The 11,723-nt window shown below is 65.5% G+C and carries 8 protein-coding genes; all 8 read left to right on the plus strand.

Going from position 1 to position 11,723, the window contains the following annotated elements:
• Positions 1-10: 10 nt before the first annotated feature.
• Positions 11-1,195 carry a DUF3152 domain-containing protein gene (locus ACVWY6_RS03900; protein ID WP_457536258.1) on the plus strand — a complete coding sequence of 395 codons (1,185 nt, stop codon included), beginning with the start codon at positions 11-13 and terminating at the stop codon, positions 1,193-1,195.
• Positions 1,196-1,315: 120 nt separating this feature from the next.
• Positions 1,316-2,491, plus strand: coding sequence for an adenylyltransferase/sulfurtransferase MoeZ (gene moeZ, locus ACVWY6_RS03905; RefSeq protein ID WP_030164500.1), 1,176 nt, complete (start codon positions 1,316-1,318; stop codon positions 2,489-2,491).
• A 106-nt stretch (positions 2,492-2,597) separates the two neighbouring features.
• Positions 2,598-3,452, plus strand: coding sequence for a TIGR02569 family protein (locus ACVWY6_RS03910; RefSeq protein ID WP_030164497.1), 855 nt, complete (start codon positions 2,598-2,600; stop codon positions 3,450-3,452).
• 202 nt (positions 3,453-3,654) lie between these two features.
• A complete protein-coding gene (locus tag ACVWY6_RS03915; RefSeq protein WP_062798779.1) occupies positions 3,655-5,076 on the plus strand; it encodes a nitrate/nitrite transporter in 1,422 nt (473 codons plus the stop codon).
• A gap of 2 nt (positions 5,077-5,078) precedes the next feature.
• The gene (locus tag ACVWY6_RS03920; RefSeq protein WP_457536260.1) at positions 5,079-7,313 is read left to right on the plus strand and encodes a molybdopterin oxidoreductase family protein; all 2,235 of its coding nucleotides are present in this window, start codon (positions 5,079-5,081) and stop codon (positions 7,311-7,313) included.
• Positions 7,310-8,761 carry an FAD-dependent oxidoreductase gene (locus ACVWY6_RS03925; protein ID WP_457536262.1) on the plus strand — a complete coding sequence of 484 codons (1,452 nt, stop codon included), beginning with the start codon at positions 7,310-7,312 and terminating at the stop codon, positions 8,759-8,761. The genes ACVWY6_RS03920 and ACVWY6_RS03925 overlap by 4 nt, the downstream gene beginning before the upstream one ends.
• A gap of 70 nt (positions 8,762-8,831) precedes the next feature.
• Positions 8,832-11,327: a nitrite reductase large subunit NirB gene (gene nirB, locus ACVWY6_RS03930; protein WP_457536879.1), complete on the plus strand. Its 2,496-nt coding sequence runs from the start codon at positions 8,832-8,834 to the stop codon at positions 11,325-11,327.
• Between the two features lie 2 nt (positions 11,328-11,329).
• Positions 11,330-11,716, plus strand: a complete 387-nt coding sequence (gene nirD / locus ACVWY6_RS03935; RefSeq protein WP_023958872.1) for a nitrite reductase small subunit NirD — start codon at positions 11,330-11,332, stop codon at positions 11,714-11,716.
• Positions 11,717-11,723: the final 7 nt, after the last annotated feature.

Genomic DNA, 11,723 nt, shown 5'->3' on the forward strand with positions numbered 1-11,723 from the left:
AGGTTTAACGGTGACTGGTGCTGGCGGCTCGGGACCGACGGAAACGCGGCGTACACCGCGCGACACCGCCGATCCTGAACGGACCCGTCGGACCGCCGGCTCCGACCGGAAGCGGCGAAGTACCGACCCCGATCAGACCAGCAGGACCGTCGATCGGGCGCGCCGCGCCGCGAGGCGTGCGGCAGAGGCCGACGCCTACCTCGCGAACCAGGAAACCGACGTACATCGTCCCGTCTCCGGTCGGCCCGCCCCTGACCAGCCGTTACGTGCCCGTTGGGATCCCATCGACGAACCGGGCAGGCCGCGTGCGGACCGCGCGAAAGACCGTAAGAAGCAGTCGGCGGTTGGTCGATTCGTCACCACCTACGGTTGGCGGGCGTACGCCATCCCCGTCCTCGTCGTGCTGACGATCGTGATGATCGTGCTCACCGTCCAATCCCACCAGGACGGCGGCTCCGACCGCGTTGTCGACTCCGATCCCGATGCCGTTCGCAACACCAACGTGCGGGATCAGACCACCGCCATCGGGGCACCCCCGAAGTCTGTGCCATTGGAGCAACTGCCTGCCGGTGTCCTGCCCGCCGGCGGTCCTTTCACGGAGAAGGGCGCGGCCGGTTATCACGTGGTGCCCGGGACCACGACTCGCGTGGGCACCGGGGGGCAGGAGTACACGTACACCGTCGAGGTCGAGAACGGCCTGGCGTCGGGCGACTTCGGCGGCGACCCCACGTTCGCCAAGTTGATCGACACGACACTCGCCAACCCGAAGAGCTGGATCGGCGACGGCACCGTGTCATTCCGTCGGATCGACAACGGCGAGCCCGATTTCCGGGTGACGCTCACGTCCCCCGACACCACGCGGCAGCTGTGCGGATACGAGATCAAGCTCGAGACCTCGTGCTACTACCCGCCGGAATCCCGGGTCACGCTCAACGAGGCGCGATGGGTCCGCGGCGCGACGTCGTATCAGGGTGACGATCTCGGCTATCGGCAATATCTGATCAATCACGAGATCGGGCATGCGATCGGGTTCGAGGCGCATGAGCCCTGCAAGATGAACGGCTCTCTGGCGCCGATCATGATGCAACAGACATTCGGCACCGCTAACAGCGAGATCATGGCGCTCGATCCGGACATGAAGGCCAACCGCGACTACGTCTGCAACCCCAACCCCTGGCCTTTCCCGGAACGCTGAGCTCGGCCACCGCACAGGCCGGGGCTGCCGGAATCTTCCCGGGCAAATGCTCGTTGCACCTACGTGGGGTGGCCGGACCGACGACCATCACCGTCACGCGCACTTCGTGAGGAGCCCGAGATGTCAACGTTGCCGCCACTGGTCGAACCCGCTGCCGAGCTGACCCGCGACGAGGTCGCCAGATACAGCAGGCACCTGATCATCCCCGACCTCGGTGTCGACGGGCAGAAACGTCTGAAGAACGCGAAGGTGCTGGTGATCGGCGCGGGCGGACTCGGTTCCCCGGCGTTGCTCTACCTCGCGGCCGCCGGGGTCGGAACGATCGGCATCGTCGAGTTCGACGAGGTGGACGAATCGAATCTCCAGCGTCAGGTGATCCACGGGCAGTCCGATGTCGGCCGGCCGAAAGCCGATTCCGCGCGCGACTCCATCCTCGAGATCAATCCGCTCGTCACGGTGAACACCCACAAGGTGCGACTGGACAACGACAACGCGATCGAACTGTTCAGCGCCTATGACCTGATCGTGGACGGTACCGACAACTTCGCGACGCGCTACCTGGTCAACGATGCGGCTGTCCTCGCCGGCAAACCCTATGTGTGGGGGTCGATCTACCGGTTCGAGGGCCAGGCCTCGGTGTTCTGGGAAGATGCGCCGGACGGCCTCGGTCTCAACTACCGCGATCTCTACCCCGAGGCCCCGCCGCCCGGGATGGTGCCTTCGTGCGCCGAGGGCGGCGTGCTCGGAATCCTGTGCGCATCGATCGGGTCGATCATGGGAACCGAGGCGATCAAGCTCATCACCGGTATCGGCGAGACGCTGCTCGGCAGGCTGATGGTGTACGACGCGCTGGACATGCGGTACCGCACCATCAAGCTCCGAAAGGATCCGGAGGCGCCGAAGATCACCGAACTGATCGACTACGACGCATTCTGCGGTGTCGTGTCTGATGACGGTGTCTCGGCTGCGGCCGACTCGACCCTGACCGCCGTCGAACTCAAGCAGCGGCTGGACTCCGGCGAGAAGATCGCCCTGATCGACGTGCGTGAGCCGGTGGAGTGGGACATCGTCCGGATCGACGGCGCCACCCTGATCCCCAAGGGTGACATCGAGTCGGGCGAGGGGTTGGCCCAGCTGCCACAGGACCGGCCGGCGGTGCTCTATTGCAAGACCGGAATCCGGTCCGCAGAGGCGCTGGCCGCGGTCAAGAAGGCCGGTTTCTCCGACGCCACCCATCTGCAGGGCGGGATCACCGCGTGGGCCAAGCAGGTCGATCCGGCGTTGCCGGTCTACTGACGTATCTGCCACCTGCGGCAGGTACGGGCGCTGGTGCGGCGACACCTGCGCCGCCTGCTCTGAATCTCGCGGTCACGCCGGTAACGTTTGACGGGTGACCTCTGACTTGACCTCCGTCGAGCCTCCGGAGCATGTGCTGCAGACCTTCGGGCTGACGCAACATCCCGTGGTGGCTCTCGGTGAGGGCTGGGAAGGTGGCTGGCGGATCGGTGAGACGGTGTTGTCGCTGGTACCCGACCACGCCCGGGCTGCCTGGTCGGCCAAGGTCAGAGAAACCCTGTACGTCGAAGGCGTCCGCATCGCGCGCCCTGTGCGATCGTCCGACGGCCGGTACGTGGTGTCGGGCTGGCGAGCGGACACGTACATCGCCGGAACTCCGGAACCGCGCTACGACGAAGTCGTCTCGCTGGCCGACCGGCTGCACGAGGCGACGGCCGAACTCGAACGCCCGAGATTCCTGATGCAGCCTCCCGCGCCGCCCTACAACGACGTCGATGTGTTCACCGCCGCCGATCGCGCGGCCTGGGACGATGTGCCGTTGCGTTCGGCAAAGGCCGCGGGCATGGGCGACCCCACGTCACCCGACGGGGTCACCAGTCTGGAGATCCTGCACACGCTTGCAAAGCTGCGCACCAAGGTGTCGTCGCCGTCCCAGCTGGTCCACGGTGACCTGTTCGGCACGGTTCTGTTCGCCGGCGCAGCGGCCCCCGGGATCACGGATATCACGCCGTATTGGCGACCCGCAGCGTGGGCGGCCGCCGTCGTGGTGGTCGATGCACTCGCCTGGGGCGGCGCAGACGATGGTCTTGTGGACCGCTGGGAAGACCTGCCCGAGTGGCCGCAGATGATGTTGCGGGCCGTGATGTTCCGTCTTGCCGTGCACGCGTTACATCCGCGATCCACCGCTGGAGCCCTTCCCGGCCTGCAGCGCGTAGCCGACATGGTCCGCTTCCTCGTCTGACAGCACCCTCTGAGCTGGGAATACTCAGTTCGGCCCGGCAGCTGGCGGGTTTTTGTGTTCCCGCCTTCTCACGTTCGGTGACGTACCGGAGTGAGAACACTGTGATTGTTCGGTCATTGAATGCAAAATTGCGGCAACACCCGTTTCCTACGGTTCTCCTCAGGCACCCGCCAATTCGCGCCGGACCCCTGAGGAGGGCCTAGTGACCGTTACTGGCACCAAACGAAAGCACTACATCACCGACTGGGATCCAGAGGATGTAGAGGCTTGGGACAACGGCAACGCTGCCATCGCCAAGCGCAATCTGATCTGGTCCGTGATCTGCGAACACGTCGGATTCTCGATCTGGTCCATGTTCTCGGCACTCGCGCTGCTCCTCGGACCGGAATACGGCATCAGCCTCGACCAGAAGTTCGTCATCGGCGCCACCGCGACATTCGTCGGTTCGTGCCTGCGGATTCCCTACACCCAGGCAACCGCCATATTCGGCGGCCGTAACTGGGCGATCTTCTCCGCGGTTGTCCTGATGATCCCCACGGGCCTGACGTTGATGCTGGTGTTGAACCCCGGTGACTTCGGGTTCGGATGGTTCCTCTTCGTCGCCGCACTCACCGGCTTCGGTGGCGGCAACTTCGCCTCCTCGATGACCAACATCAACGCCTTCTACCCGCAGCGGCTCAAGGGCTGGGCCCTCGGCCTCAACGCCGGTGGCGGCAACATCGGTGTCCCCGCGATCCAGCTGGTCGGCCTGTTCGTGATCTGGGTGGCCTCGGACAAGCCCGAGATCCTCTGCGCCATCTACCTGGTGCTGCTCGCGGTTGCCGGTGTGGGTGCAGCGCTCTACATGGACAACCTCGACCACCAGACCTCGAGCGGCAAGGCGATGCTCGAGACGCTGAAGTACAAGGACACGTGGATCATCTCGCTGCTCTACGTCGGCACATTCGGTTCGTTCATCGGATTCGGATTCGCCTTCAGCCAGGTGCTCAACATCTCGTTCACCGCCAACGGCGCCACCAAGCCGGCCCTCGCCGCAGCCCAGATCGCCTGGATCGGACCACTTCTCGGGTCGATCAGCCGGCCTTACGGTGGCAAGCTAGCCGACAAGATCGGTGGCGGCAAAATCACGATGTACTGCTTCATCTCGATGGTGGCCGCGTCGTCCATCCTCGTGGCTGCCAGTGCCCTGTCCGATGCCAACGACAAGAAGATCACCGGTGGCACCCTCACAGCTTTTGTCATCGGCTTCGTGTTGCTCTTCGTCATCTCGGGTATCGCCAACGGTTCGGTGTACAAGATCATCCCCGCGATCTGGGAACACAAGGCAAAGGTCAACCCTGCGCTCAATCCGCTCGGCAAGGCCAACTGGTCGCGGTCGATGTCCGGAGCCCTGATCGGTATCGCCGGAGCGTTCGGTGGACTCGGCGGTGTGGCCATCAACCTGGTGCTGCGAGACAGCTACAAGTCGAATCAGTCTGCCACGCAGGCATTCTGGATCTTCCTGGCCTTCTATGTGGTGGCCGCCGGCATCACCTACTGGTTCTACGTCCGCCGGTCGATCGAATCGACCGACAAGACCCGCGCGCTCGAGGACTCGTCCACCACCACACCGGTCACCGCCTGATCATGACTGCGCAAACCGTGTCCATCGATCTGCCCCTCGGCGAGCCGGGCAACCGCTCCGCCGGCGAGTTCGCCGCGGGGTCGGTCGGGACCGCCACACACTGCCCGTATTGCGGTCTGCAGTGTGCGATGAACATCAGCGGCAACGGAGCCGCCGATGCCGTGGTCACGCCTCGGCAGTTCCCCACCAATCGGGGCGGTCTGTGCCAGAAGGGTTGGACCGCTGCCGATGTGCTGCGCAACCCCAACCGCCTGACCGCTCCGTTGGTGCGGCGCAACGGAGTCCTGACGCCCACCACGTGGGAGGACGCGCTGGACGTCGTCGCGTCCGGATTTGCCCGGGCCCGCAGCGAGTACGGCGCTGACGCGGTCGGAATCTTCGGTGGCGGTGGACTGACCAACGAAAAGGCTTACCAGCTGGGCAAGTTCGCCCGGGTGGCACTGGGTACGTCGAACATCGACTACAACGGCCGCTTCTGCATGAGTTCGGCCGCGGCTGCGGGCATCAAGTCGTTCGGACTGGACCGGGGTTTGCCTTTCCCTCTCGCCGACCTCGGTTCGGCAGAGTGCATCGTCATCCTCGGCGGTAACATCGCCGAGACCATGCCGCCGATGGTCGGTCATCTGATGACGGCCGCGCGAGCCGGCGGGCTGGTGGTCGCAGACCCACGCCGGACCGCCACGGTGGAACGGGCGGTCGCCGACGGCGGTGTACATCTGCAACTGTCGCCGGGCACGGATCTGCCTCTGGCACTGGGGCTCGCACACATTGCCGTCACCGAGGGCTATGCCGATCTCGACTACGTCGCCGACCGGACCAACGGCTTCGACGACTTCTGGCGCGCGGCTGCGCAGTGGTGGCCCGAACGTACCGAGCGTGTCACCGGGGTTCCGGTGAGTGCGTTGCGTCGCACGGTTGCGATGCTCGCCGGCGCCCGCGCGGCGGGCAAAGGTGCGTATGTGCTGACAGCGCGTGGCGCCGAACAACATTCGAGCGGTACAGACACGGTCAGTGCCGTCATCGGTCTGTCCCTGGTCCTGGGCCTGTGCGGTCGTGAGGGCAGCGGATACGGCTGCATCACGGGTCAGGGGAACGGGCAGGGTGGCCGCGAACACGGCCAGAAGGCCGATCAACTGCCGGGTTACCGCAAGATCACCGATCCCGCCGCCCGTGCGCATGTGGCCGAGGTGTGGGGCATCGACCCGGACGATCTGCCCGGCCCGGGCAAGAGTGCCTACGAATTGCTCGAATCACTCGGACAGCCCGGCGGACCCAAGATGCTGATGGTGCACGGCGCGAACCTGGCCGTCTCGGCGCCGCGGGCTGGGCACGTGGTCGAGCGACTCGAATCGCTGGAGATGCTGGTGGTCAACGACTTCCTGCTGTCGGAGACAGCGCAATTGGCCGACGTGGTACTGCCGGTTCTGCAGTGGGCAGAAGAAGAGGGCACAATGACCTCCCTGGAGGGCCGGGTCCTGCGCCGTCGCCAGGCGGTTCCCGTTCCCGACGGCCCCCGCAGCGAGCTCGAGGTCCTTTCCGAACTCGCGGTCCGCCTCGGTCAGCCGGCACACCGCTTCAAGACCGACCCTCGCGAGGTGTTCGACGAACTGCGCGCCGCATCGGCGGGTGGCGCGGCCGACTACACCGGGATCACCTACGAACGACTCGACGATGACGAGGCGCTCCACTGGCCGTGTCCGGAGATCGGCCATCCCGGCACCCCCAGGATCTTCCTCGACCGGTTCGCCACCGACGACGGCCGCGCGAAGTTCATCGCGGTCGACTACCGCGGACCGACGGAACCGGTGAACGCGCAATACCCGCTGGTGTGCACCACGGGCCGGGTGCTGACGCACTACCAGTCCGGTGCGCAGACCCGGTACGTCAAAGATCTCGCCGACGCGGCCGGTCCGATGTTCGTCGAGGTGAACACCGACACCGCAGAACGACTCGGGGTCGCTGACGGTCAGCAGGTGCGTGTGACCTCGCGGCGGGGGACGATGACCGCCGCGGCACGCTGCGTCGAGTCACTGCGACCGGACACGGTGTTCCTGCCCTTTCACTACGCGGGTGACCAGCGAGCCAACCTGCTCACCAATCCCGAGTTGGACCCCACCAGCCGCATGCCCGAGTTCAAGGCGTGTGCGGTGCGGTTGGAGCCGTTGGAGTTGCCGGCTCGGTTAGTCGTGGAGACGCAGCGCAGCGGAGCTCGACCAATCGTTGGAGAGGTGCCATGACCAGGCGTGTGGTGATCATCGGAAACGGAATGGCCGGCGCCCGATTGCAGGAAGAACTGCACCGGCGGGATCCCGCGGGCGAGCACGTCACCAGCGTGGTCATCGGCGACGAGCCCGGATCGGCGTACAACCGCATCCTGATGTCGAACGTGGTGGCCGGCCGGATCACACCCGCCGACACCAGGCTTCGCGCCGACAACTGGTATTCCGAACGGAACCTGCAGACGCACACGGGTGTTCGGGTCGAGCGTGTGGACCGCGACACCAAGACCGTGCACTGCGACGACGGCACGGTGCACGGCTACGACAGTCTGGTCTTCGCGACCGGCAGCCGTGCTTTCATCCCGCCGATCGACGGTGCGCTCGCGGAATCGGGTCGCCCGATCGAAGGTGTGATCGCGTTCCGTAACCTGGCCGACTGCGAATCGATCGTGTCGTCGCTCCGCGAGGGAACACGAGTGGTTGTTGTCGGTGGCGGCCTTCTCGGACTCGAGGCCGCGCGCGGCGCGCTGCTGCGCGGGGCCCAGGTGACGGTTGTCCATCCACGGAGCTTCCCGATGGAGAAGCAGATGGACGCTGCCGGCGGCGCAGTGCTGACCCGTGTGCTGCGTGAGATCGGGATGGACGTGGTGCTCGGCAGCCGGGTCACCGCCGTCCGGGATGAGCCGGGAACAGGCCGGGAAGTGGTGCTCACCGACGGCTCCACCCTGGGCGCCGATCTCGTGATCGTGACCGCCGGCATCGCTCCCAACGTCGAGCTCGCCACCGCTGCGGACCTCGCGGTCGAACGCGGTATCAAGGTCGATGATCATCTGCGCACAAACGATCCGTCGATCTACGCGATCGGCGAATGCGCCCAGCACCGCGACATCGTCTACGGCTTGGTGCAACCGGGCTGGGAGATGGCCGAGACGGTGGCACAGAACCTGCTCGGTGATCGGCAGGCCGCCTATGAGGGGACGCAGCAGATCCTGCGTCTGAAGGCACACGACGTGGATCTCGCGTCGATGGGGGAGGTGGACACCGACCCGGGCGACCTCGAGGCCGAGGTGCTGACCCTGTCCGATCCTCATCGCGGGCGTTACGCGAAAGTGGTTGTGCGCAAGGATCGTCTGGTCGGCGCGGTACTGCTCGGCAATCCCGAGGTGGTGGGCACCATCACGCAGTTGTTCGACTCCGGCGCGCCGGTGCCCAGCGATCGAATGCGCCTGCTGCTCGGTCACCTCATCGGTGGCGCAACCGAATCGGCGAGTCCGGCCCAGATGCCGGGCGACGCGATCATCTGCCGGTGCAACTCGGTGTCCAAGAAGAACCTGACCGATGCGTGGCGCAAAGGTGCGCGCAGCCCCATGGCGATGGCCGATGCCACCAGGGCCACAACAGGTTGCGGCAGTTGTGAATCCGTTGTCGAGGGACTTTGTGAATGGCTGGCAACAGCCGATGCCTGAGAGACCAACAGAAGAAGTACTAGGAGGGGTACCAGTGCCCAGCAAAACAGTTGTGGTGGTAGGCCATGGGATGGTCGGCCATCGGTTCGTGCAGGAACTCCGCGAACGTGACGTCACCGACCAATGGCGTGTGGTCGTCGTCTGTGACGAACCCAGCCCTGCCTACGACCGCGTAGGACTCTCGTCTTATGTCAACAGTTGGGATCCCGACGCGCTGGCGCTCGAGGGCAATACCTACCCGGGCGACCCGCTGGTGACCTTGCTGGTGGGCCGGTCGGTCACCTCGATCAACCGGGTTGCGCGTACGGCCGTCCTCGACGACGACTCGAGCATCGTGTTCGACGCGCTGGTGATCGCGACCGGTTCGTATCCGTTTGTGCCGCCGGTACAGGGAGCCGATTCGCCGAACTGTTTCGTCTACCGCACACTCGACGACCTCGACAAGATCCGTGCCACCGCAGAGGCGGCGCCGGCAGGGGCCAACGCAGTGGTTGTCGGGGGCGGCCTGCTCGGGCTCGAGGCGGCCAACGCACTCAAGCTGCTCGGACTGAAACCACATGTGGTGGAGTTCGCGCCGCGGCTCATGCCGCTGCAGGTGGACGAGGGTGGCGGCGCGCTGCTCGCGGGCCTCGTCACCGAACTCGGGGTGAGTGTGCACACCGGTGTCGGGACCACGGCCATCGAACCGGCCGGCGACAACACTCTCCACGTCACCCTTTCCGACGGCAGCAGCATCGACAACGCTGCCCTGCTCGTGTTCTCGGCCGGCATCCGGCCCCGCGACCAGCTCGCACGCGATGCGGGGCTCGACGTCGGTGAGCGCGGCGGCGTCCTGGTGGACGACGGATGCCGCACGGTCGATCCCGACATCTACGCCATCGGCGAGGTCGCCGCGGTCAACGGTGTTTGCTACGGGCTGGTTGCCCCGGGGTACAGCACCGCCGAGGTCGTGGCGGACCGGCTCCTGGGTGGCAAATCCGAGTTCCCGGGCGCGGACCTGTCCACCAAGCTCAAGGCGCTCGGCGTGGATGTCGCGAGTTTCGGCGACGCGATGGGTGCCTCCGAAGGTGCGCTCGAGGTGGTCTTCAACGATCCCGTTGCCGGTACGTACGCCAAAGTTGTTGTCTCCGACGATGCCAAGACCCTTCTCGGTGGGGTGCTCGTCGGCGATGCTGGTCAGTACGCGCTACTCAAACCGATGGTCGGTGGCCCGTTGCCCGGCGATCCCGCAGCGCTGATCGCACCGGCTGCCGGCGAAGGTGTGGGTCTGTCGGCCCTCCCGGATTCCGCCGAGATCTGCTCGTGCAACGGGGTCAGCAAGGGCGACATCTGCAGCGCGATCGCTCATGGTGCCCAGGACGTCACCGCGGTGAAGACATGCACCAAGGCGGGCACCACGTGCGGTGGCTGTATCCCGTCGATCAACCGCTTGCTGGCCGATTCCGGTGTGGCGGTGTCGAAGTCGTTGTGCGATCACTTCCACCAGTCGCGCACTGAACTCTTCGAGATCGTCCGGGCGACCGGTATTCGGACCTTCACCGACCTCGTGGCACGGTACGGCAAGGGCGGGGGATGCGAGATCTGCAAGCCGACAGTGGCCTCGATCCTCGCCTCCACCTCGAGTGACCACATCCTGTCGGGAGAGCAGGCCGCCCTGCAGGACACCAACGACCACTTCTTGGCCAACATGCAGAAGAACGGCACGTATTCGGTGGTGCCACGGATGCCCGGCGGTGAGGTCACCGCGGAGCAGCTGATCGTGATCGGCGAGGTGGCCAAGGAGTTCGGGCTCTACATCAAGGTGACCGGCGGCCAGCGGATCGACATGTTCGGGGCCAGGGTGGAGCAGTTGCCGCTGATCTGGCGCAAGCTCGTCGACGCGGGCATGGAGTCCGGGCAGGCCTACGGCAAGAGCCTGCGCACGGTGAAGAGTTGTGTCGGTACGAGCTGGTGCCGCTACGGGGTCCAGGATTCGGTGGGCATGGCCGTCGACCTCGAAAAGCGTTACCGCGGTCTGCGTTCGCCCCACAAGATCAAGTTCGGGGTGTCCGGTTGTGCCCGAGAGTGTGCCGAGGCCCGCGGTAAAGACGTGGGTGTCATCGCCACCGAACACGGGTGGAACCTGTATGTGGGCGGAAATGGTGGTCAAAGCCCCGCGCACGCACAGCTTTTGGCTTCCGGCATCGATGACAGGACGCTTGTCGCCTATATCGACCGGTTCCTGATGTTCTACATCCGCACCGCAGACCGGCTGCAGCGCACGGCGCCGTGGATCGATTCGCTCGACGGTGGTCTCGATCACCTCAAGGCCGTCGTGTGTGATGACAGCCTGGGAATCGCAGCCGAACTCGAAACGGCGATGGAGTCGCATGTCGCCGGGTACAAGGACGAATGGTCCGGAGTCCTCGAAGACGAGGAGAAGCTCTCCCGGTTCGTCTCGTTCGTCAACGCACCTGCCCAACCGGACCCCACCATCGAGTTCTCGGAAGGTAGCGGGCGCAAGGTACCGGTACTCTTGGGAACACCGCAGCCCGGCGTACGCCCGCCGGCGAACGGAGGAAGCTGACCATGAGTCTCGTTGATGACACTCGGGTTGATGAAGTCGCAGCCACATGGACTGCGGCGTGCCCGTTCGACCAGCTCGTACCAGGGAGGGGAGTGGCCGTGCTCCTGCCCGGGGACGAACAGGTGGCCTTGTTCCGCCTCACCGACGACACCCTCCATGCCGTGGGGAACATCGACCCCTTCGGACGTGCGGCGGTGATGTCTCGCGGCCTGGTCGGGGACCGCGCCGGTGAGCCCACCGTGGCCTCACCGTTGCTCAAGCAGGTCTTCTCGCTGGTCGACGGACGTTGCCTCAGCGACGAATCCGTTGTCCTGCCGGTGTACGACGTACGAATCAAGGCCGGTCTCGTCCAGGTCAGGCCCCATCGAGTGCAAACACCGATCGCGTGAGACATGG

This window comes from Williamsia sp. R60, assembly GCF_054063855.1.

Bases quoted from the DNA above. Each gene is read 5' to 3' on its own strand.
- moeZ (WP_030164500.1), top strand. From the start codon at position 1,316: ATGTCAACGTTGCCGCCACTGGTCGAACCCGCTGCCGAGCTGACCCGC.
- ACVWY6_RS03920 (WP_457536260.1), top strand. From the start codon at position 5,079: ATGACTGCGCAAACCGTGTCCATCGATCTGCCCCTCGGCGAGCCGGGC.
- ACVWY6_RS03925 (WP_457536262.1), top strand. From the start codon at position 7,310: ATGACCAGGCGTGTGGTGATCATCGGAAACGGAATGGCCGGCGCCCGA.
- nirB (WP_457536879.1), top strand. From the start codon at position 8,832: ATGGTCGGCCATCGGTTCGTGCAGGAACTCCGCGAACGTGACGTCACC.
- nirD (WP_023958872.1), top strand. From the start codon at position 11,330: ATGAGTCTCGTTGATGACACTCGGGTTGATGAAGTCGCAGCCACATGG.